At 67.5% G+C, this 21188-nt stretch carries 17 protein-coding genes; 12 read left to right on the top strand and 5 right to left on the bottom strand.

Annotated features, from left to right (window positions below; translation table 11 throughout):
* Window positions 1-11: 11 nt before the first annotated feature.
* Together BLP88_RS06990 and BLP88_RS06985 are read right to left on the bottom strand one after the other, a co-directional pair.
* Window positions 12-2852: an aminotransferase class I/II-fold pyridoxal phosphate-dependent enzyme gene (locus BLP88_RS06990; RefSeq protein WP_084110895.1), complete on the bottom strand. Its 2841-nt coding sequence runs from the start codon at window positions 2850-2852 to the stop codon at window positions 12-14.
* Window positions 2853-2982: 130 nt separating this feature from the next.
* Entirely contained in the window at window positions 2983-3987 is a 1005-nt protein-coding gene (locus BLP88_RS06985) for an Lrp/AsnC family transcriptional regulator (RefSeq protein WP_074588001.1), read from the bottom strand.
* A gap of 131 nt (window positions 3988-4118) precedes the next feature.
* On the opposite strand from BLP88_RS06985, the gene BLP88_RS06980 reads away from it, so the two are divergent.
* The 3 genes from BLP88_RS06980 (at window position 4119) to BLP88_RS06970 (ending at window position 7208) form a co-directional block, all read left to right on the top strand.
* Window positions 4119-5564, top strand: coding sequence for an MFS transporter (locus BLP88_RS06980; protein ID WP_074588000.1), 1446 nt, complete (start codon window positions 4119-4121; stop codon window positions 5562-5564).
* Entirely contained in the window at window positions 5561-6724 is a 1164-nt protein-coding gene (locus BLP88_RS06975) for an amidohydrolase (protein ID WP_217635139.1), read from the top strand. The genes BLP88_RS06980 and BLP88_RS06975 overlap by 4 nt, the downstream gene beginning before the upstream one ends.
* A 91-nt stretch (window positions 6725-6815) precedes the next feature.
* Window positions 6816-7208 (top strand): DUF1304 domain-containing protein, encoded by a 393-nt coding sequence (locus tag BLP88_RS06970; RefSeq protein WP_074587998.1) that lies wholly within the window; start codon window positions 6816-6818, stop codon window positions 7206-7208.
* 21 nt (window positions 7209-7229) lie between these two features.
* Here the strand turns inward: BLP88_RS06970 and BLP88_RS06965 are convergent, their stop codons facing one another.
* Window positions 7230-7898 carry a TetR/AcrR family transcriptional regulator gene (locus tag BLP88_RS06965; protein WP_074587997.1) on the bottom strand — a complete coding sequence of 223 codons (669 nt, stop codon included), beginning with the start codon at window positions 7896-7898 and terminating at the stop codon, window positions 7230-7232.
* Between the two features lie 140 nt (window positions 7899-8038).
* Between BLP88_RS06965 and BLP88_RS06960 the strand changes: the two genes are divergently transcribed.
* The 8 genes from BLP88_RS06960 to BLP88_RS06920 all read left to right on the top strand — a co-directional run bounded on the left by BLP88_RS06960 (window position 8039) and on the right by BLP88_RS06920 (window position 17539).
* Window positions 8039-9001, top strand: coding sequence for an NAD(P)-dependent alcohol dehydrogenase (locus BLP88_RS06960; RefSeq protein ID WP_074587996.1), 963 nt, complete (start codon window positions 8039-8041; stop codon window positions 8999-9001).
* Between the two features lie 129 nt (window positions 9002-9130).
* Entirely contained in the window at window positions 9131-10513 is a 1383-nt protein-coding gene (locus tag BLP88_RS06955) for an acyltransferase family protein (RefSeq protein WP_074587994.1), read from the top strand.
* Complete coding sequence (locus tag BLP88_RS06950) at window positions 10510-10866, top strand: GNAT family N-acetyltransferase (protein WP_074587993.1); 357 nt, start codon at window positions 10510-10512, stop codon at window positions 10864-10866. The genes BLP88_RS06955 and BLP88_RS06950 overlap by 4 nt, the downstream gene beginning before the upstream one ends.
* 823 nt (window positions 10867-11689) lie before the next feature.
* Entirely contained in the window at window positions 11690-13330 is a 1641-nt protein-coding gene (locus BLP88_RS06940) for a pyridoxal phosphate-dependent decarboxylase family protein (RefSeq protein WP_084110891.1), read from the top strand.
* Window positions 13327-14712: a lysine N(6)-hydroxylase/L-ornithine N(5)-oxygenase family protein gene (locus BLP88_RS06935; protein WP_074587991.1), complete on the top strand. Its 1386-nt coding sequence runs from the start codon at window positions 13327-13329 to the stop codon at window positions 14710-14712. The genes BLP88_RS06940 and BLP88_RS06935 overlap by 4 nt, the downstream gene beginning before the upstream one ends.
* The gene (locus BLP88_RS06930; protein ID WP_074587989.1) at window positions 14709-15296 is read left to right on the top strand and encodes a GNAT family N-acetyltransferase; all 588 of its coding nucleotides are present in this window, start codon (window positions 14709-14711) and stop codon (window positions 15294-15296) included. The genes BLP88_RS06935 and BLP88_RS06930 overlap by 4 nt, the downstream gene beginning before the upstream one ends.
* Complete coding sequence (locus tag BLP88_RS06925; protein ID WP_074587987.1) at window positions 15293-17152, top strand: IucA/IucC family protein; 1860 nt, start codon at window positions 15293-15295, stop codon at window positions 17150-17152. The genes BLP88_RS06930 and BLP88_RS06925 overlap by 4 nt, the downstream gene beginning before the upstream one ends.
* 111 nt (window positions 17153-17263) lie before the next feature.
* Complete coding sequence (locus BLP88_RS06920; protein ID WP_074587985.1) at window positions 17264-17539, top strand: hypothetical protein; 276 nt, start codon at window positions 17264-17266, stop codon at window positions 17537-17539.
* A 7-nt stretch (window positions 17540-17546) separates the two neighbouring features.
* Here the strand turns inward: BLP88_RS06920 and BLP88_RS06915 are convergent, their stop codons facing one another.
* Window positions 17547-18056 carry a tetratricopeptide repeat protein gene (locus tag BLP88_RS06915; protein WP_074587983.1) on the bottom strand — a complete coding sequence of 170 codons (510 nt, stop codon included), beginning with the start codon at window positions 18054-18056 and terminating at the stop codon, window positions 17547-17549.
* A 207-nt stretch (window positions 18057-18263) separates the two neighbouring features.
* On the opposite strand from BLP88_RS06915, the gene BLP88_RS06910 reads away from it, so the two are divergent.
* A complete protein-coding gene (locus BLP88_RS06910; protein WP_074587981.1) occupies window positions 18264-19565 on the top strand; it encodes a flavin-containing monooxygenase in 1302 nt (433 codons plus the stop codon).
* Between the two features lie 164 nt (window positions 19566-19729).
* Here the strand turns inward: BLP88_RS06910 and BLP88_RS06905 are convergent, their stop codons facing one another.
* Complete coding sequence (locus BLP88_RS06905; RefSeq protein WP_074587980.1) at window positions 19730-21169, bottom strand: SLC13 family permease; 1440 nt, start codon at window positions 21167-21169, stop codon at window positions 19730-19732.
* Window positions 21170-21188 lie beyond the last annotated feature (19 nt).

The following is a 21188-nucleotide window of genomic DNA, read 5'->3' as shown; positions in this document are numbered from 1 at the left end:
TACACTTCCCGTCAGGACCCCGTCAGCACCCGGAAGCCCAGCTCCGCGTTGAAGCCGTGGATTTCCCGGGTGTCCAGGGCCGACATGAACGCCAAGGTTTCGGCCGTGATCACCTGGCCCGGCACCAGCACCGGGAAGCCGGGCGGGTACGGGGTGACGAACGCCGCGGACACCAGCTCCTCGCCCGCCGCCACCCGGCGGGCGAGCTCGCCGGCGTCGAGGTATTCCGTGGCCCCCGGCTTGTACGTCTCGAAGTAGGCGTCCCGCATGTTCCCGTCCGGCGTCAGGGCATCCACCCGGAAGCGATCGGCGAAACGGCTGAAGTCCGGCAGCGGCGGCGGGGAACCGGTCAGCGCCGCCACCCGGGCTTCATGCGCCCGCCGGCCCAGGCCGCTCATGGCCGCCTGCTCGTCCTCGAAGGATTCGGCGAGCTTCACCAGCACCTCCACGAGGTACGCCACCGAGCTGCGCGAGGTGCCGATGTTGGTCATGAACAGCACGCTGTTCCGCGAGGTCTTGTTGACCTGGATGCCGTACTTGTCCATCAGGTACTCGTGCTTGAAGGTGTCCCCGTCCACCCCGGTGAGCCCGATGTGCAGGGTCAGCCGGCTCGGGTCCACCACGAATTCGTCCCGCTGCCAGGACTCGGCCATCGCCGCCAGGCCGTCGCGCAGTGGCATCTGCCGTTGCGTTTCGCGGTATTTCGCCGGGATGAGGTCGCGGGTGCCCAGGATCCGGAAGTACTTCTTCAGCAGCGGATGCCGCGCCACGGCCTGGGCGATGCTCACGGCCAGGTCCGCCTGCCGCTGCACCAGCTCGTAGCCTTCGAATTCCACCTGCCGACGCCCCATGTCCAGCGACGCCAGGATCTGGTAGTTCGGCGAGGTGGAGGTGTGCGTCATGTACGCCTCGTGGAAGCTCTCCGCGTTGAGCTGCCCGAAGTCCTGGTCATGGATGTGGATCATCGAGCCCTGCCGCAGCGAGGTGAGGGTCTTGTGCGTGGACTGGGTGGCGTAGACCCGCAGCCGCGCCTGCGCCGGGTCCGGGATGAGCCGGGTCTGCAGCAGTTGCTCGTCACCCACCCCGTCCAGCCCGACGGCGGCGCTGCCGCCACCTGTGCCGGTCAGCCGCCGCTGCTGCTCGGCGTACCGGCGCGCGTACGCCGGATCGCGGAACTGCTTCTCGAGCTTTTGCGCCGCCGCCATGGCCGTGCGGCGCCGGTAGATGTGGTGGAAACCGGCGAACGCGAACCAGGCCTCGTCCCACAGGAACACCAGGTCCGGCTTGATGGCCAGGCACTCCTCCATAACGCGTTCCACGTCGTAGACGATCCCGTCGAAGGTGCAGTTGGTCAGGGCCAGCATCTTGACCTCGTGCAGCCGCCCGGCCTTCCGGTAGTCCAGGAGCATGCGCTTGATGCTCTCCAAGGGCACAGCGCCATAGAAGGAGAACTCGTCCAGCGGATAGGCATCCAGGTAGGCCACCTGCGCACCCGCCAGCATGAGGGCGTAGTGGTGGGACTTGTGGCAGTTCCGGTCCACCAGCACCACGTCCCCGGGCGCCACGATCGACTGGTGCACGATCTTGTTGGCCGTGGACGTGCCGTTGGTGACGAAGAGCGATTTCTGCGCGCCGTAGGCCCGGGCCGCCAGTGCCTGTGCCTTCTTCAGCGAGCCGTGCGGATCGAGCAGGGAGTCGAGGCCGCCTGAGGTCGCCGAGGTTTCAGCGAGCAGCAGGTTCAGCCCGTAGAACTCGCCCAGGTCGTCGATCCACTTGGAATTGACCACCGAGCCGCCCCGCGAAACGGGCAGCGCATGGAAGACGCCGGCCGGCTTGCGGCTGTACTGCTGCACGGCGTGGAAGAACGGCGCCTCGTAACGCGCGGCCGCGCCGCCCAGCAGGGACAGATGCAGTTCCAGGCTGTCCTGGCGGCGGAACAGCCGCCGGAAGCGCCGGGTCAGGGAACCGGCCAGTTCCTCGATGGACACCCCGGCCACCAGGTAAAGGTCCAGCTCAGGGCGGAGTTCCCCGAGCTTTTCCGCGAGCACCAGGATCCGGTCCATGGGCCGGGCGGGCACCCCGCCGCCGGTGAAGCCTTCCAGGAAACCGCGCAGGTCCCGGCTGAGCCGCTGCCGGCTGCGGGCCACGAAGCCGGGGCGCAGCACGCAGGCCTGGATGTCCGGGTTGAGGAGCACCGCCACCAGGGCATCCTCGAAACTGGGCACGAACACCGGCTCGTAGACGAACTCGTCCGCCGGGCGCCGCTGGGCCAGCAGCTCGGCGCGCATGGCTTCGCGCTCGGCCTCGGACATGTCGTCGATCACCAGCACCTCGAAGCGCCGGCGGGTATCCGCCGGGCTGTCGGGCTGCTCGGTTTCACGTTCCGGGTCCGCCGCTGTGTCGGGAGCCGCCTGCCCGTGCCGGGACAGCCGACGGGTCACCGGCTCGATCAGTGCCAGCGCGGTGGCGTAGTCGCCGTCGTCCAGGCTGCGCCGCAGCTCCGTCACATAAGGCTGCCCTGGAGTGGCCCAGTACATTTCCACGGCTTCCAGCATGGGCAGCAGCCGTGCCGCTTCGGCGGGCAGCCGCCCGTTCCCGGAAACCTGCCCGGACCCATGCCCGACGGCGGCCGCCTGCTTAACGGCGTAGCCCACGTATTCCCACGCATCCACGCGCAGCCGCCAGGCGCTGCTGGGCACCTCGCTGCCGGGAGTCCCGGCAGCTGGGGTTCCGGCTCCGGTGACGTTGCCGGGAAGGCGGGTACCGGCGTCGGGCAGGGGGTCTGAAAGGTGCGGTCCGCTTTGCGGGGCGGCTGCGGCACGGGGCTGGCGGAGGGGCGCTGCGGGAGGCATGGGGATCCTGGGTCTCGTTCTGCTGGTGCCGGTGGCGTCGTTGCCGCCGGCTGTTCCCACTAAACGACGAAAGCCCTGTGGCGCGGGCCGCATTACCTGCGCTTCTGTCTGGAACTCCGGAATGGGCCGACTACTGCGCTTCCCGCCAGAGCGGCAGCGGCACCACGCCGGTGCTGCGGCCGCTCTCGTCCAGGACATGCCCAAGCCGTTTGTAGGTGCGCACCACCGCCTGCCGGGAGATCACCGTGCTGCCCGGTGCACGGGACGCGAGCTCGCGTTCGTGCGCCTGGATCTCCAGGTAATCGCGCACCCAGAAGGTGACCACCAGGTTCTGGGCGCCCAGAACCTGGGCGCTGAGCCGGCAGCTGGCCAGGGCGGCGAAGTAGCGGCCCACCTCGTCCACGTGGGTGGCCGGAACGTTGAGGGCCAGGCTCACTTCGCGCAGGTTCTGCTGCACCACGGCCGCGGTGTCGCAGCGCATGGTGATGTAGCCGGAGGCGAGGAAGCGCTCCACGCGCCGGCGCGCCGTCTGGGCGGAGACCCCGCACGCGGTGCCGAGATCGGCCCAGCCCGCCCGGCCGTCGCGGGCCAGGGCTTCCAAGAGGGCGGCGTCCAGCTTGTCCGGGGAATACGCGGGCGGGGGAGCCATGGACCCCTTGGCCATGAGCCGGGCGCGCGCCGGCTCGAGCGTGCCGCTGCGCCATTCCGAGGCCTGCCGGTACAGCTGGGTCACGAACACCACCTCGCGCCGGGTGACGCCGGGCAGGTCCGCGAAGGCGCCGGTGACGATCGCCATCAGCTCCTCGTGGCTGGAGGCGAAGCAGTCCACGAACAAGTCGTGCGGGCCGGACACCAGGGAGACCGTGCCGAAGGCCGGCTCGGCGCACAGCCGCTCGATCAACGCCCCGTGCCGCTCGGGTGTGGAGGAGAGGTTGATGAACGCGGACCAGCCGGCGCTGAGGTAGCGCGGACCCGGGGACGGCGTGATCCAGGCCAGGCCCTGCCCGGCCAGTGCGCTCCAGCGCCGGGCCACGGTGGGGCCGGACAGTTCCAGGACGTCCGCCACGCGGGACCACTCGGCGCGCGGATTGATCTGGAGGGCGTTGACGATTTCTAGATCCAGCTCGGAGATCATGGCAGATTCTTTCAAATTTGTGCCCTCTGTGGCGGTTTGCATCGAAAATCCACCGGTGCGTGACGGGCTGCATAACGTTGTGACTCGCGCCACCCCCGGCGCCCCCAACGCCCCGAACCCCAAGGAAGCATATGGCAAGCAAGGCAATGCCGCCCCGGACCATGCAACCGGCCGCGGCTGCTCTCACCCGCAGGACCATCATCGGCATGATCCTGGCAATGGCCCTGGTCGAATCCCTCAGCGGCGTCACCCAGGGCTACCTGAATCCGATCCTGCCCGCCCTGGGCCCGGTCTTCGCCATCGACGACCCCGCCATCAACGGCATCTTCCTGATCTCCAACGTCAGCTTCGCCGTCCTCACCCCCATCATCTCCCGCCTCGGCGACAGCTACGGCTACCGGCTGGTGCTGCGCTGGTCCACCGCGGTGGTGGCGCTGGGTGCGTTCACCATGGCGTTCTGGCCCTCGCTCTGGACGGTGACGGTCGGCGTCGTGCTGCTCACCTGTGTGGTGGGCTTCATCCCGCTGATGATGGGCATCCTGCGCGTCAGCAGCCCCGCCCACACCCGCACCGGCGTTAGCGTAATGATCGGCGTCCTCATGATCACCTTCGGTGCCGGCGGTCTGCTGGCCGGGATCATCGGCGCGTCCCAGCCGACCGTCGGCCTCTGGGTCGCCGTGCCGTTCGCCGTCGCCGCGCTTGTTGCCTCCTTCGTCCTGCCCGACGCCGGAACCCCCACCCGCGAAGGCCTCGCCATGGTGCCGCTCATGGCCTGCTCGCTGGGCCTGATCGGCTTCGTGGTGGCTCTGTCCATGGGCCCGGAATGGGGCTGGCTCGATGCCCGCACCCTGCTTGCCGGAGTGCTCGGGCTTGGCCTGCTCGCAGTCTGGGCCCGGATCGACTCCCGGCTGCCCGGTGCGGCTGGGAACGCGAGGCGCTTCATGGACCTGCGCATGCTCGCCAAGCCGCGGATCCGTGCGGTCTCGCTCGCCACGTTCTTCTTCGGTTTCGCCTCCATCAGCTACTTCGGCACCAACGGCATCTTCCTGCACGCCAACCCGGAGAAGGCCGGCTACGGCTTCGCCCTGAGTTCCTTCAACATCGCGGTCATCCTGGCCCTCGGCTCGGTGCTGTCCCTGGTGTCCTCGCTGCTGACCGCACGGGTGCTGCGCAGCTTCGGGGAACGGGCAACCCTGGTGTCCGCCGGCGTGCTGCTGGCCGCAGGCTTCGCCATCATGGCCCTGGCCCACGGTTCCCTGTCCGGATACTGCGCCGGCTTCGCCCTGTTCAACCTCAGCCTGGGCATGTACCAGGCGGGCACCCGTGCACTGTCCGTCGAGGGTGTTCCGCTGGAGGAGACCTCGACGGCGGCCGGCCTGAATGAACTGGCGCTGTCCGTCGGGATCGCGGTGGGCGCCGCCGTCGTGAAGTTGATTTCCTCCAGCACCGCGGACGGCGGCCGGATCAGCGAGGGCGGGCTCTTCGCGATCTGGGGTGCTCTCGCGGTGGCCGCGCTGATTGCCTCGGCGGCCTCGGCCCGGTACCCAAAGCGAGTGACGGCGGAGGTGCCGGCATGAGTGCCGCTGTGACGGCAGCTGCGGCAGTGCAGCAGCAGCTGGAATCCGCCCTCGACCGCTGGGAGGCCGACATCCTCGGCCTGAGCCACGCAATCCACGCGGACCCGGAGCTCAGCGGGGAGGAGTACCGGGCGGCCAAGCGCGTCCGTGCCCTGCTCGGCGCCGCGGGATTCGCCTTCGACGCCGTCCAGCCCTCGCTTCCCACCGCGTTCAGCGCGCGGTACGGCGGCGGGAGCCTGGTGGTGGGGCTCTGCGTCGAGTACGACGCCCTGCCGGACATCGGCCACGCCTGCGGGCACAACGTCAACGCCGCCAGTGCCGTGGGGGCCGCCTTGGCGCTGGCCGCCGTCGCGGACGAACTCGGCATCACCGTCAAGGTCCTGGGCACCCCGGCGGAGGAAAGTTATGGCGGCAAGGTGGCGATGATCGAGGAAGGCTTCTTCGACGACGTCTCCCTGGCCATGATGGCCCATGCCGCCGCGGCCGACGTGGTGGGCGGGACCTCGCTGGCGATGTGCAACTGGGAGGTTCTGTATGAGGGCCGGCCCGCGCACGCGGCCGCCGCCCCGGAAGGGGGCATCAACGCCCTGGACGCCCTGGTGGTGGCGCAGACCGCGCTGGCCCTGGCCAGGCAGCAGCTGCCTGCCGGAGCGATCGTGTCGGTGATCGTCACCGAGGGCGGAAGCGCGGTCAACGTGATTCCGGAACGGGCCGGTGCCAGCGTGGAACTGCGGGCGCCGGACATCGCGACGCTGCAGGTCATCGAGGACCGGGTCCGCCGCTGCCTGGACGGAGGGGCGCTGGCCAGCCGCGCGTCGCTGACCGTGACGCCGTCCGGGCACCCCTACGCCGAACTGCGGCAGGACCGCTACCTGTCCGAGGCCTACCGGAAAGCCATGGTGCTCCGCGGCCGCGACGTTGCCTTCGATCCGGCGCCGGTGGCGTCCACGGACATGGGCAACGTTTCGCTGCTTGTTCCGAGCATCCATCCGCTGGTGGGTTACGAGGTGGGCGGCGCGGTGCATCACACCGCCGAGTTTGCGGCACACGGCGCCACCGCTTCGGCGGACCGGGCGGTGCTCGACGCCGCGTTCGGCCTGGCGATGGCAGCGGCGGCTGCCGCCGTGGATCCGCCGGAACGCGAGCGGCTGCTGGGCTGAGCTGTGTTGGAGCGGCGCTGTGACGGCGGGCGGCGCGGCTTTGGCGGGCGGCGTGCGGCCTGACGGCGGGCGGCGCGGCTAGGATCGGTCCATGACCGTAGCTTCCCTGGTATTCGCGCTGCTCGCCGGCCTCCTGCACGTATACATCTTCACGATGGAATCCATCACGTGGACCCGCCCGGCAACCTGGAAGCGCTTCGGGCTCGCATCCCAGGCCGACGCCGAAACCACCAAGCCCATGGCCTTCAACCAGGGCTTCTACAACCTGTTCCTCGCCGTGGGCGCGCTCGCCGGCATCAGCTTCGTGGTTTTCGGGCGTCCTGAGATCGGCTGGACCCTGGTCTTCGCGTCGTGCGGCTCCATGCTGCTGGCCTCGCTTGTCCTGGCGGCCAGCGGGCGGAAGTACCTCCGCCCTGCGGTGCTGCAGGGCACCACGCCGCTGCTCGCCGTCGTGCTCGGCATCCTGGCGGTCACGCTGGGGTGATGGCCTTTGGCAGCTGCGGGGCTAGCCGGCTGATGCAGGTTTCAACGCTTCGAGGATCAGCTCCAGCCCGTAGCCGAATTCGTTGCCGTAGTCGTAGTCGGGCTGCATGACAACCTGCGTTGCGATCTCAACCAGGTAGGGGTATTCCCCGGTCGCAAACCGTTCCATGATGGGGGCTGCCACCTGGGCCATCGGCTCGCCGCCTGAGACAGGGAGCCCGGCCTCTTGGAGGGCGAACCCGTAGATGTAACTGTCCAGCAGGGAGTAGGCGCGGGCTGTCTGTTCCACGGTGAAGCCTCCCGCGCGCAATGTGGCCAAGGTTGCCTCGTGGTGCTTCAGGGTCTCCGGGCCGGGAACCTTGCGGGACTCCAGCAGTCCGATCGCCCACGGATGGCGCCGTAGCACTTCCCGGGCCGAGTGGGCGCGGCGGCGCATCTGTTCCTTCCACTCGCGGCCGGCCTGCGGTGTGCTGATCTCGGCAAAGACGAGGTCCACTAAGCCATCCAGGATTTCCTCTTTGTTGGCCACGTAGTAGTAGAGGGACATCGGCTTGGTGCCGATGCTCTGGGCGAGCGACCGTATCGACAGGGCGGCGATGCCCCGGGCATCGGCTAGCTCGAGGGCCTTCTGCAGAACCTTCCCGCGGCTGAGCTCAGGCCGGCCCGCTGCGCCTTCGCTTGCACCTGTCATTGCCGATCCTCTCCGCCCTTACGCTTTCGTACAGTGTACGGTAGCTTTTTCGTACAGTGTACGAAAGCTGTTGGCTCATAGGAGGGACTGCCGTGAAAACCCAAGAGCGCTCTCATCGTCAGGGCACCGAAACAACGGACATGCGGGCTATCTTCCGGGAAACCTACGGCGGGCCGGAGGTGCTGCATTTGGAGCGGGTGGCCCGCCCGGCCGTCAAAGGCAAGGATGTGCTGGTCCGGGTCCGGGCGGCCGGCGTCGACCGCGGGGCCTGGCACATAATGACCGGCCGGCCGTACATTGCGCGCCTCGCATTTGGCCTCCGGAAGCCGAAAGACCCGGCTTTGGGCATGGACCTTGCCGGCATCGTGGAGGCCGTGGGGCCCGAGGTCACACAGTTCGCTGTTGGCGACGCGGTCTACGGCAGCGGCCGGGGTTCCTTCGCCGAATACGCCGTTGCGCCGGAGACCAAACTGGCCGCAAAGCCCCGGAATCTTTCGTTCGAGCAGGCCGCGGCCGTGCCGGTCTCCGCCGTCACCGCTTTCCAGGGCCTGCGCGCCGGAAAGATCCAGCCGGGACAGAAAGTGCTGGTGACCGGCGCATCCGGCGGTGTGGGAAGCTACGCGGTCCAGCTGGCGAAAGCCTACGGCGCGCACGTCGCCGGTGCCTGCAGCACTGGAAAGGTCGGCTTTGTCCGCGGCCTTGGCGCCGACCAGGTCATCGACTACACCCGTGAAGACTTCGTAGACGCCGGCCCCTTCGATCTCCTCCTCGACATCGCGGGCAACCCCCCGATTCCGCGCCTGCGTCGTGCCCTTACAGCCACCGGAACGGCGGTCATTATCGGCGGTGAGGGTGGCGGGAAGCTGGGCGGGGGACTGCACCGCCAGCTTGGCGCCGTTGCGCTGTCGCCCTTCATCGGCCAGCGGCTGACCATGCTGTTCGGCCTGGTCGGTACTGCCGACCTTCAGGAAGTTTCCCGGCTTATCGAAGCCGGCGAAGTAACCCCGGCCCTCGACAGGAGCTTCACCCTGGCCGAGGCCGAGGACGCGCTCCGATACCTGGAAGACGGGCACGTGTCCGGCAAGGTGGCGTTGTCCGTTTGATGTTGCTGCCTGCCCGCGCCACGGAATCCGATTCGCCGCGCAGGTGCCCGTCCCGCCAAGCCCCCTGCCCTAATCTGCCAACTCGGCGGACAATGGAGCCAACAGGGAGCATCAGCCGCAGGGGGCGCGATGGGATTCTTGAGGCACGGCGGGTCCACGGACCCGGCCAAGGCAGTTGCCGGGCAGGCCGCCACCGGAGCGCGGCGCGATCCGGTCATCGATATCGCCCGCTTCTTTTGCCTCACCCTGGTGGTCCTCTCGCACTGCATGATGGTCAGCCCGGTGCTCCACGCCGACGGCACCGTGACCACGGAAAACACCCTCATGGAGCAGCGCTGGTTCGAGCCGGTGCTCTGGTGCCTGCAGGTCATGCCGCTGTTCTTCGTACTGGGCGGGATCACCGGGCTTGAATCCTGGCGGCGGCTGCAGGCCCGCGGCGGAACCGGCGTGGACTACGCCCAGCTGCGGCTGCTGCGCCTCATCAGGCCCGCCACCGCCCTGCTTGCCGTGATGTTCCCGGGGCTGTTCGCCGCGCAACTGCTCGGCGTCCACCCGCAAGTCGTCCAATTGATGGCGACCGGTGCGGGAATGCCGTTGTGGTTCCTCGCGGCCTACCTCGCCGCGCAGCTGAGCGTGCCGCTGCTGGCCCGGCTGCACGGGCATGCGCCGTGGCTGACGGTCTCCGCACTGGTGGCCGCGGTGATCGCAGTGGACAGCCTGCGCGGGGCGTTTCCCCTCATCGCCTCGCTCAACATGGTGTTTGTCTGGTGCGCGGTGCAGCAGTTCGGCTTCTTTATCGCCGACGGTTTCCTCGCCGGGCGCAGCAGCGGATGGCTGGTGGGGCTGGTGGCCGGCAGCAACCTGCTCCTCGGGCTCATCACAGGTGCCGGGGTGTACTCGGGGAACATGATCGTGAACCTGAACCCGCCCAACCTGTGCATGCTGCTGCTGGGCCTGTCGCAGGCAGCCACCCTGCAGCTGCTCCGGCCGGGGGTCGCCTGGCTGGCCCGCGTCCGCTGGGTGATGTGGATGGTTGCGGCGGCCGGCCGCCGCTCGATGACCATCTATCTTTGGCACCTGCCGCTTCTCGTGGCGATGACCGGCCTGCTGCTGCTCAGCGACTTCCCCAAACCGGCCGCGGGCACGGCCGCGTGGTGGTGGGCCCGGCCGCTGGTGCTGCTCGCCGTCGTCCTGCTGTTGGTGCCCGTCCTGCTGCTGTGCGGCAGGCTTGAGGAACGCCCCACGGCGGCTGTCCACGCGCGGGGCCGCGCGCCCGCTGCCGTGGTGACGGCCGGCGTCGTGGTGTTCATTCCCATGCTGGACGCAGCGCTGAACGGACTGTCCGTCGCCCTCCTGGGCGGGGGAGCGGCATGCTTCATGCTGGCCGTGTTGCTGCTGGGGCGCGTGGTCGAACCGGCGCAGACGCCGGCGGTTGGTCCCCCGGCGAAGCCCGGCGCGGGGCGTCCGATGCCATTGCCAGAGCCCGGATTACGTGCCAATGTCGAGTCATGACCGAGTTCACGGATTCCCTGGCAGAGTCCTTCCACGGTGACGTCACCACCGTCCGGAACGACAAATTCCACCGTTACGAACTCCTCGTGAACGGTGAGATTGCGGTGATCTCGCAGTTCATGGACCGTCCCGGTCACATCGATTTCATGCACACGGAGACCCGGGAAAAGTTCAAGGGCCGCGGCCTGGCACGGGTCCTGGCACGCTTCGCCCTGGACGATGTGGTGGCCTCCGGAAAGCGCATCATTCCGCACTGCCCGTACATTGCCGCCTACCTGCGCAAGCACGAAGGCTACGAACTTGACGTCGACTGGCCGGCCGAACCGCCCGTCGGTGAGCCCGGCAACGAGTAGGGCCGCCCGGGCTGGTTTGCCCGCCGCCTCTGCCAGTGCCACGCGTGCCAGAACAGCAGCGCGACGCTGGTCAAGGCAGTGAGCAGCAGAACTTGCGGGACGGAGTTCATGAGTATGTAGAGCAGCGGGCCGGCGCTGGACTCTGGCACGGCACCATAGTACGCGGGCCCGATAGTCTCACTGTAAACCCAGCCCATAGCCACCATGAGGGCGCCGTTGAGAACCCACAGCGCCAGGATAAACGGGTTCACGCGGAATCTCCTGGTGCCCTCCGGTGCGCTCGCCGGGTCGTGCGGAAGCGCATTTCCGCCTTCGTCGATCTCCCTGAAGCTTGCACTGGCGCTGTTCGTCTCGTGCATCGTTCCCCCTTGGATGCCGTGCCGCGCCGGGCCCCCGCCGGACGCATTTGCTGTGGACTCTACACGCTGCAACGCCGTACGGGCCTCGACCCAGGCTGGTACATTTTTGCTGGATCACCCCGCTCCAACAGACTATGAAGCCGCGTGCTCCGGGCCAACGAAATCAGGCCCGCGCGAGTGATCCAGCGGAATGTCCGCCGATGGCCGCCCTCGCCCGGAAGCCCCGCCCACGCGCTGCCACCTCGTCCGTGCGCCACCCGCGCAAATGCGGCCGGGCAAATTACAGCACGCCGGTTCGTCCAATCCAGTCAACGCGGCCCGCCCCGTCACACCTCGTGAATTAGGGCACAAAAGTTTGACGAAAAGGTAAGACTAAGTAAGGCTTGCCTTGCCTAACAACGCGGGAAGTGTTGTTGGGCATTTGTTCGAACGAGCGGAAGGAGGCCGACGTGACGTCGCCCAGCATGGAAATCCGGCCCAGTGAGGTTGCACCGGTTGACGTTGAGCCCGGTGTGGTTGAACCCGGCGCCGAAGCCGGTATCACCTCGGAAGAGGACTTTGGTTCCAATGTGGAACTGGCCCTCGCGGCCACCAACCAGCTTTTCAATGCGCGCAATTCGCCCAGCTACGTGGCCCAGGTCCTCCAGGGCGTCAATGCCGTCGCCACGAAGGTCCAGCGGACTGCCCGGCCGTTCACCGGCGTCGGGCATGCCGGGCTCAAGGCGAAAGTGGACGCCGTCGACCTCAGCCGCCCGCTCCCGGACACCGCCGCCGCCCTCGAAGAGTTGGATGAGCTCTACCTGAGGGACGCCATCTACTTCCACGACTCCCGCTACGCCGCGCACCTGAACTGCCCGGTGGTGATCCCGGCACTCGTGGGCGAAGCCGTGCTCTCCGCGGTCAACTCCTCCATGGACACCTGGGACCAGAGCGCCGGCGCCACCATGATCGAACGGCGCCTCATCGACTGGACCGCCGAGCGCATCGGCTTCGGCCCGGAGGCGGACGGCGTGTTCACCTCCGGCGGCAGCCAGTCCAACTTCCAGGCCCTCCTCATCGCGCGCAACCACGCCGTAGCCAAGCTCCGCGCCGCCGGCCCCGAGGGCAGTGAAGCCCGCCTGCCGCACCTGCTGGACCGCCTGCGCATCTTCACCTCCCAGGACAGCCACTTCAGCATCCAGAAGTCCGCCTCCATGCTGGGCCTCGGTTTCGACGCCGTCACCGCCATCCCCACCGCCGCGGACCACCGCATGGATCCGGCCGCCCTCGCCGCGGCTTTGGCGGAAACGCACGACGCCGGCCTGGTGCCGATGGCGGTCGTCGCCACCGCCGGGACCACCGACTTCGGTTCGGTCGACCCGCTCGCCGAGCTCGCCGCCCTGGCCCGCGCCTACGACTCGTGGCTGCATGTCGACGCCGCCTACGGCGGAGGCCTGCTCGTCTCCAACCGCTACCGCCACCTGATCGACGGCGCCCACCTTGCCGACTCCATCACCGTGGACTACCACAAGACCTACTTCCAGCCCGTGAGTTCCAGCGCCGTGCTGGTCCGCAATGGTGCCATGCTGCGCCACGTCACGTACTACGCGGACTACCTCAACCCGGAAAGCGCCGCCAAGGCCCAGGTCCCCAACCAGGTGGACAAGAGCATCCAGACCACCCGCCGCTTCGATGCCCTCAAGCTGTGGCTCACTCTGCGCACCATGGGGGCCGAAGCCATCGGCGCCCTCTTCGATGAGGCCATCGACCTCGCCGGCCGCGTCGGCACGCTCCTGGCCGAAGACCCGGACTTCGAGCTCGCCGCCGAACCCCAGCTGAGCACCCTCGTCTTCCGCTACCGGCCGGTTGTGGACGGCCTCCGGCTCGATGAGGCCGCTTCCGACCGGCTCAACCCCGCCATCCGTGCCGCCGTGTTCGCCTCCGGCGAGGCCGTGGTGGCCGGCACCAAGGTGGACGGCCACCACTATTTGAAGTTCACGCTCCTCAACGCCGAGGCGAGTCGGAACGACATCCGCGAAATCATCGAGCTGCTGCGCCGCACCGGCGCCGGCCTGCTCGCCAGCACCACCAGCGCCAGCACCAACAACAAGGAAAACGCAGCATGAGCACCACGGACACCGCAGCCCACGGAGAAGTCCGGGAATCCGGCCGCATCTACGACCTCGCCGGCATCGGACTCGGCCCCTTCAACCTAGGCCTGGCCGCGCTGAGCGAGCCCATCGACGGCCTGGACGCAGTCTTCCTGGAGCGCCGCGAATCCTTCGACTGGCACCCCGGCATGATGCTGGAACCGGCGCACCTGCAGGTTCCGTTCATGGCGGACCTGGTCACCCTGGCCGACCCGACGTCCAAGTACTCTTTCCTGAACTTCCTCAAGCAGACCGGGCGGTTGTACCGCTTCTACATCCGGGAAAACTTCTACCCGCTGCGCGCCGAATTCAACCAGTACTGCCAGTGGGTGGCCGGCCAGCTGGAATCCGTGCGTTTTAGCACGGATGTGCTGGACGTAAGCTACGACGACGGCGTGTACACCCTTTCCGTGCAGGGCCCGGACGGCGCCGAGGTGCTGCGGGCGCGGCGGCTCGTACTCGGCACCGGCACCAGCCCTTACATCCCGGCCGCCTGTGCAGGGATAGTGGCCGGCGAGAACGCCGGCGGACTTGTCCTCCACAACGCCGAATACCTGTCGAGGAAGAGTGAGCTGCAGTCCAAGCGCAGCATCACCATCGTGGGAAGCGGCCAGAGCGCCGCGGAACTCTACTACGAGCTGCTCAGCGAAATCGACGTCCACGGCTACCAGCTGAACTGGGTGACCCGTTCGGGCCGCTTCTTCCCGCTGGAATACACCAAGCTGACCCTCGAAATGACCTCCCCGGAGTATGTGGACTATTTCCACTCCCTCCCGGCGGAGCAGCGGGACTCGCTGATCGACAGCCAGAAGAACCTCTACAAGGGCATCAACTCGGACCTGATCGACGACATCTACGATCTCCTCTACACCAAGAGCCTCTCCGGAATCGTGGACACCCAGCTCTTCACGCACTCCTCGCTCAACGCCGCCGCCTGGGACGCCGCCCAGGGCGCCCACACCCTGGAACTGCGCCACGAGGAGCACGGCCGCGACTTCACCCTCGAGTCCGAGGCCGTCGTCTTCGCCACCGGCTACAAGTACCAGGAACCAGGCTTCCTGGCCGGCATTGCGGACCGCATCCGCCGCGACTACCGCGGACGGTTCGACGTCTCCCGGAACTACAGCACCGGCGTCGAACCCGGCGAAATCTTCGTCCAGAACGCCGAGCTGCACACCCACGGCTTCGTCACCCCGGACCTTGGCATGGCCGCCTACCGCAACTCCTGGATCCTGCGCGAAATCACCGGCCGCGAGGTCTACCCGATCGAGCGCTCCATCGCCTTCCAGCAGTTCGGCGCACCTGTTGCGGCCGACGCCCCGGTCACCCCGGAAGCACCGGTGGCGGTGAAGGCATGAGCTTCACCTTCCGCCCCGTGGATCCGGTGGCCGACGCACCACTCCTCCACAGCTGGGTGAGCCGACCGTACGCCCGCTTCTGGGGCATGCTGTCCGCCAGCGTCGACGACGTTGTGGAGGAATACTCGCGGATCGCCTCGAGCGGTCACCACCAGGCGTTCCTGGGGCTCGACGGCGGCGAACCCGCCTTCCTGATGGAGCAGTACCAGCCGGGCGAGTCGCCGCTGGCGGACGTCTACGAGGTGCAGCCCGGCGACACTGGCATGCATTTGCTCGTGGCCCCGCCGTCAGGCGAGCCGCAGCCCGGGTTCACCACCGCCGTCATGCAGTCCGTGATGACGCACCTCTTCGAGGACCCGCAGACCGAACGGGTCGTCGTCGAGCCCGATGCCCGGAACCACAAGATCCACGTCCTGAACGAGCGCGTGGGCTTCCGGCCCGAACGGGTGGTGACCCTTCCCGCCGTCGAATCCATGGAAACCCACAAGGAAGCCCTCCTGAGCTTCTGCACGCGGGCCGATTTCCTCGCCACCCTGACCCCCGTGCTTGCCAGCGCAACCGACCCCGCAGGAGAGAGCCGATGACCGCCATTCTCGAAGCATCCGCCCAGTCCGCCGCCTCGGTGGAGCACCTCAACCCCGAAACCTGGGCGGCCGCCAACCGGCACCTGGTGCGCAAGGCCCTCGCCGAGTTCTCGCACGAACGCATCCTGGTGCCGGAACTGCTGGAGCCCGCCAGTGGCGAGGGCGCCGGCGTCGGGCTGTACCGCGTGGTGAGCGACGACGCCGCGGTGGAGTACCGCTTCCGGGCCAGCGTGCTGGAACTCGAGCACTGGAGCATCGCGTCCGGATCGATCACCCGGACCCTGTTCGAGGAAGGCGGGCACCGCGAACTCCCGCTCGATGCCCTGGACTTCATCGCCGAATTCCGCGACACCCTTGCGATCCGTGAGGAGCAGCTGCCGGTCTACCTCGAGGAAATCAGCAGCACCCTGGCCGGTCACGCCTACAAGCAGGGCAACCCGCTGCGCTCGGCCGAACTCGCCGCCGGCATCACTGGCGGGGCGGACGTCGCGGCCGATTTCCAGGCGATCGAACGCACCATGAGCGAAGGGCACCCGTGCTTCGTGGCCAACAACGGCCGCCTGGGCTTCGGGATCACCGACTACCACGCGTTCGCCCCGGAAAGCGGTGCGGAGGTGCAACTGCAGTGGATCGCCGTGCACCGCAGCAAGGCAGTGTTCACCTCCAGCGCAGGCCTGGGCTACCGCCACCACTTCGAGGCCGAACTCGGCGCGGACACGCTGGCCTGCTTCGACGCGGACCTCTCCGCCCGGGGCCTGGACCCGCAGGACTACCTGCTCATGCCGGTGCACCCCTGGCAGTGGGAGAACAAGCTCACCGTGACGTTCGCCGCGGAGATCGCCCAGCGGCACATCGTCCACCTGGGCACCGGCGAGGACACCTACCAGGCCCAGCAGTCCATCCGCACCTTTTTTAACACGTCCGCGCCAAATAAGTGCTACGTCAAGACGGCCATGTCCGTGCTGAACATGGGCTTCATGCGGGGGCTGTCCCCGCAGTACATGAAGGCCACCCCGGCCATCAACGACTGGCTGCACGGGCTCATTTCCCGGGATGCCGAACTACAGGAACGGGGCCTGGCGGTCATCCGCGAGTCCGCGGCGATCGGCTATCACAACCACTACTACGAGGCCGCTTCGGCCAAGGGTTCGGCGTACCGCAAGATGCTCTCGGCCCTGTGGAGGGAAAGTCCGCTGCCCCTGCTGGACCAAGGGCAGCAGCTGACCACCATGGCGTCGCTCCTGCACGTGGACCCCGACGGGGGGTCCATGGCTTCGGCGCTCATCAAGCGCTCCGGGCTGGAGCCCGCCGAGTGGCTCCGCCGCTACCTCGAGGCCTACCTGGTTCCGCTGATCCACTGCCTCTTCGAGTACGAGCTGGCCTTCATGCCCCACGGCGAGAACGTCATCCTGGTGCTCGAGGACGGCGTGCCGGTCCGCGCCATCATGAAGGACATCGCCGAGGAAATCGTGGTGATGGGGGAGCGGCTTGAGCTGCCGGAAGAAGTCTCCCGCATCAAGGCCGACATCCCTGCCGAGGAGATGGTGCTCGCCATCTTCACGGACGTCTTCGACTGCATTTTCCGCTTCCTGGCCGCAATCCTCGCGGAGGACGGAACGCTCGCCGAGGACGAGTTCTGGAAGGTGACGGCCGACGTCGTGCGTTCCTACCAGAAGCGGCACCCGGAACTGGCGGATCAGTTCGCCATGCACGATCTCTTTGCGCCGGACTTCGAGCTGTCCTGCCTGAATCGCCTGCAGCTGCGCAACAACCAGCAGATGCTGGATCTCAGCGACCCGTCGGGCGGGCTGCAGATGGCCGGCCGGCTGAAGAACCCACTCGCCAGGTTCGCCTGAGCGGAGGGGTGGCGCCCCGGCCGGGCGCCACCCCTCGTAAATCGCCCTGAACTGTGCTGCACTGAAGTCATCAGGCCTTGGAACTTGCGGGCCGATGGCGAGGTGGTTGGCATGGCCGAGCGGAATGATGACCATTGGGTCCTGATCGGGCGCGATCAGCTGCGGGGGTCACTTGCGGGAACCTGCGCGTTCGTGGCGCTGCTCTGCTGGTGGATCGGGCTGACGGGCTATGTCAACGCCGGCGGATTCGCCAGCGGTGCGGGTGGGGTTCTCGTGTTCCTCATGCCGCCGGCATGGATCACGGCGCTGGCCGTCGTCTTGATGCGCGGCGTCATCCATCATCCTCCCAAGACGGTCCGCCACACCCCGCGGCGCCCGGGAAAATGACCCGGCGCTACCCTTCGTCCGTGCCCTCCGGTTTCTCCAGCAGGGCGCGCGCGTAGTTTTTCATGGAGCGCTGGTACCGCGGAAGGTGGGGCGCCAGCGCCGTGAGCGCGAGCGAGAGGCCTTCGCGTTCCCGCCCGGTGTCGGCGAGGGCCAGGGCCAGGACGGCATCCACGGCGTCGGAAAGCCGGTCGTGTCCGCGGGCGCGCTCGTCCGTCAGCATCGTCACGCTGATGTCCGGGCGGCCCAGGTTCCGCAGTGAGCTCGCCAGCTGGATGACCGCCCGACGACGGCGCTCACCTTCCAGCCCCGTTTCCAGTGCCTTGCCGTACAAGGGGACGGCGCGTTCCGGATAGCCTGTGGAGTCGTAGGCTGCCGCCAGTTCGAAGTCGGCTTCGGCCGTGCCCTCGGGTAGTTCCGCGCAGAGCTTTTTCATCGCGGTATGGAAGTCGTCGCGCCCGTGCTCGTCCAACGAATCCCAGAGCGCCGCGACGCGGTCTTCCCAGTCACCGTTCTGCATAGGCACAAGAGTAGCGGGAGTGGCGCATGGGGTCTGCCGTGCCTGTGCGACTTCCCGGGCAGAGCTAGCAAGTGCATCAGTATTTCCGATCCCATTGACCGGTTTTATTCGCTATGCAGATGCAGGTGGCCGCGTGATGATGGGTAAACCGTCACACAGGGCGCGATCTTTGATGTCGTGCGCCTCAAGTCACATAGGAGTAATGACATGGCTAGCCAAGAGGTTGAAGTCCTCGTTGTCGGCGCAGGTCAAGCCGGGATCGCAATGAGCGAGCATCTGGGCGAGCGTGGAATCGCGCACCTCGTCCTTGAACGGGACCGCATCGCCGAGCGCTGGCGCTCCATGCGCTGGGATTCCCTGGTTGCGAACGGGCCGGCCTGGCACGACCGCTTTCCCGGGCTGGAATTCAGCGGGATCGAGCCGGGCGCCTTCGCTTCGAAGGACCAGGTTGCGGACTACTTCGAGGCGTACGCGGAGAAGATCGCCGCGCCGGTCCGCTGCGGCGTCGAAGTGACCTCGGTGCGCCGGAAGGCCGGCGCGCCCGGCTTCCACGTGGAGACGAGCGACGGGAATTTCGAGGCCCGTTACGTCGTGGCCGCTACGGGACCGTTCCAGAAACCGGTGATCCCCGCCGTCGTGCCCCAATCCCCAGGGCTCGTCCAGATCCACTCGAGCTCGTACCGCAACCCTGAGCAACTGCCCGACGGCGGCGTCCTGGTTGTGGGGGCCGGTTCCTCCGGCGTGCAGATCGCCGCGGAGATCCAGCGTTCGGGCCGCCAGGTCCACCTCTCGGTGGGACCGCACGACCGGCCGCCGCGGAGCTACCGCGGACGCGACTTCTGCTGGTGGCTCGGCGTCCTCGGAATGTGGGACGCCTCCACGCCTCCGCAGGGCGCGGAGCATGTCACCATCGCGGTGAGCGGGGCCGACGGCGGCCACACCGTTGACTTCCGGGCGCTCGCCGAGGAGGGCATTACCCTTGTAGGCCGCACTGTTGCGTTCGAAAACGGAACCATGAACTTCGCCGGGGACCTGCGGGACAACCTCGCCAGGGGAGACGCCCACTACCTGGGGCTGCTCGATGAGGCCGACGCATACGTCGAGCGGAACGGCCTGGATCTCCCTGAGGAGCCGGAAGCCCGTCTGAGGCGTCCGGACCCGGAGAGTCTCACTGACCCCATTCGCGAACTCGACCTCGCAGGCGCCGGCATCCGCTCGATCGTCTGGGCCACCGGCTTCGCCGTCGACTACGGCTGGCTGCAGGTGGACGCGTTCGACGAAAAGGGCAAGCCGCGGCAGCAGCGCGGCGTTTCCTCCGAGCCCGGAATCTACTTCCTGGGCCTGCCCTGGCAGTCCCGCCGCGGCTCGAGCTTCATCTGGGGCGTATGGCACGACGCCAAGTACGTTGCCGACCAGATTTCCATCCAGCGCAGCTACCGGGCCCACAACGAGGAGCATCCGCTTGTAGCGGGTGGAGCGGCCGGAGTGCCGGCCGGGGTGGCGGGCTAGTCATGGACAGGCCGAAGGCAGGGCGGCTGAATCGCCGCCCTGCCTTCGGTGCGTATGGGTGTTCCTGCGCCCGTCTTTCGGGTCTCCTGTTGCGCCGGAGGGCAGGTTCCCATGCGCTGACCGGACATGGGTCCGGCGGTCTGTGCCGGCTAAATTAGTGCCCGCTACATAATCCCGGTCGGCACGAGCAAGGCCCAGGCCAGCGCCGGGGCGACGAGGACAACGCCGCCTGCGTAAGCCATGAGCTGCCGGTAGACACGCTGCCGGTCGGCGTCGCGGGCGTTGGCGACCACGAGCGCTCCGTCCGTCGAGAACGGCGAAACGTCCACCACGGTGGCGGCGACAGACAAGGCGGCGACAGTTCCCGAGGCGCTCAGCGAGCTGGTTGCCAGCAGCGGACCGGCCAGGGGTATGAACGCGGTCAGCAGGGCGGTGGAGGATGCGAAGGCGGAGCCAACGCCGATGACGTAGCAGAGGACGAGGGCGATCAGCAGCGGTGCGCCGAGTGCCAGGGCCTGTTCGGCGAGGGTGTCAATGACACCGACGTGCTGGAGCAGGGAGACGTAGGTGATCATTCCGGCCACAAGCAGAACCGTGGACCAGGAAATACCGCCGATGAAGGTCTTGTGCTCCTTGATGTTGACGAAAGCCAGGATGAGCCCGGCGGAGAGAGCCACGAACCCGATGGGCATGTGGAAGCCCAGTGTGCACACGAGGATTGCGACGATCAATGCCAACGTAAGCATTTGCTGTCCGTTGGGACGTCCGATGCGTGGTGTGTCCAGGCCGGCATATTCGTTGGCGTGCTTGTCGCGCAGCTTGCCCATTAGGGCGAACACCACAATGGTCAGCGCCGACAGGATGAGGTTGAGCGCGAAGCTGGCCAGGAACAATGCCCCTTGGTCAATGGGGAATTCGTTCTTGTGGGCGATGTCGTGGACCAGCACCCCGGCCACGGAGAGCGGGGAGAAGCCGCCGGCGTGTGCGCCGTTGATGACGAACGCACCCATGAGGACGGGGTGGATGCGCGACTCGTAGGCAAGTCCAAGGGCGGCAGGCGCCAGAAGAGCGACGGCGGCCGGGCTGAAGGTACCAAGTGCGGTCAGGGCGGCAGCCATGAGGAAAAAGACCCACGGAAGGAGCATGGTTTTGCCCCTGACCATTCGGACACAGCTCTGCACAATGATGTCGATCGACCCGTTCCGTTGGGCCATGCTGAAGAAGTAGGTGACGCCGATGATCGTCAGGACGATGCTCGCCGGGAAGTCTTCCAGAATCTGCTTGTCGCTCATTCCGAGGACGAAGTAGCCCACGCCAAAGGAAGCAACCAGCCCCATCACGCCGATGTTCAAGGGCCACTTTGTGGCAACCACGAACATCACAACCAGTATGACGAGCGGGATGATCTGCGTGACGGTCATGGTCGGCTCCGATTCCGAGGCAGCCGTTGGATCGCCCAGGACACCGCCAAACAGGAGGGCGAGCAGGCCCAGGACAGTGATGGCGGCTGCCGTCACCAGCAGCATACGACGGCGGCGCTTGGGCCGCCGGGAACGGTCGTCCAGGTCAGTGCTTGGGGCAGTTTTTTCTGCAGTCTTGGTCATGGTGCTCTCTCTTCGTTGA

This window comes from Arthrobacter cupressi, from assembly GCF_900099975.1.
Classification (GTDB): Bacteria; Actinomycetota; Actinomycetes; order Actinomycetales; family Micrococcaceae; genus Arthrobacter; species Arthrobacter cupressi.
The sequence above is the reverse complement of the archived record's forward strand: the minus strand, read 5'-3'. Positions and strand labels throughout refer to the sequence as shown.

Coding starts and splice junctions, on each gene's coding strand:
- BLP88_RS06935 (WP_074587991.1), top strand. CDS start 13,327: ATGAGCACCACGGACACCGCAGCCCACGGAGAAGTCCGGGAATCCGGC.
- BLP88_RS06960 (WP_074587996.1), top strand. CDS start 8,039: ATGCGGGCTATCTTCCGGGAAACCTACGGCGGGCCGGAGGTGCTGCAT.
- BLP88_RS06905 (WP_074587980.1), bottom strand. CDS start 21,169: ATGACCAAGACTGCAGAAAAAACTGCCCCAAGCACTGACCTGGACGAC.
- BLP88_RS06915 (WP_074587983.1), bottom strand. CDS start 18,056: ATGCAGAACGGTGACTGGGAAGACCGCGTCGCGGCGCTCTGGGATTCG.
- BLP88_RS06910 (WP_074587981.1), top strand. CDS start 18,264: ATGGCTAGCCAAGAGGTTGAAGTCCTCGTTGTCGGCGCAGGTCAAGCC.
- BLP88_RS06990 (WP_084110895.1), bottom strand. CDS start 2,852: ATGCCTCCCGCAGCGCCCCTCCGCCAGCCCCGTGCCGCAGCCGCCCCG.
- BLP88_RS06965 (WP_074587997.1), bottom strand. CDS start 7,898: ATGACAGGTGCAAGCGAAGGCGCAGCGGGCCGGCCTGAGCTCAGCCGC.
- BLP88_RS06925 (WP_074587987.1), top strand. CDS start 15,293: ATGACCGCCATTCTCGAAGCATCCGCCCAGTCCGCCGCCTCGGTGGAG.
- BLP88_RS06970 (WP_074587998.1), top strand. CDS start 6,816: ATGACCGTAGCTTCCCTGGTATTCGCGCTGCTCGCCGGCCTCCTGCAC.
- BLP88_RS06955 (WP_074587994.1), top strand. CDS start 9,131: ATGGGATTCTTGAGGCACGGCGGGTCCACGGACCCGGCCAAGGCAGTT.
- BLP88_RS06975 (WP_217635139.1), top strand. CDS start 5,561: ATGAGTGCCGCTGTGACGGCAGCTGCGGCAGTGCAGCAGCAGCTGGAA.
- BLP88_RS06985 (WP_074588001.1), bottom strand. CDS start 3,987: ATGATCTCCGAGCTGGATCTAGAAATCGTCAACGCCCTCCAGATCAAT.
- BLP88_RS06950 (WP_074587993.1), top strand. CDS start 10,510: ATGACCGAGTTCACGGATTCCCTGGCAGAGTCCTTCCACGGTGACGTC.
- BLP88_RS06930 (WP_074587989.1), top strand. CDS start 14,709: ATGAGCTTCACCTTCCGCCCCGTGGATCCGGTGGCCGACGCACCACTC.
- BLP88_RS06920 (WP_074587985.1), top strand. CDS start 17,264: ATGGCCGAGCGGAATGATGACCATTGGGTCCTGATCGGGCGCGATCAG.
- BLP88_RS06980 (WP_074588000.1), top strand. CDS start 4,119: ATGGCAAGCAAGGCAATGCCGCCCCGGACCATGCAACCGGCCGCGGCT.
- BLP88_RS06940 (WP_084110891.1), top strand. CDS start 11,690: ATGGAAATCCGGCCCAGTGAGGTTGCACCGGTTGACGTTGAGCCCGGT.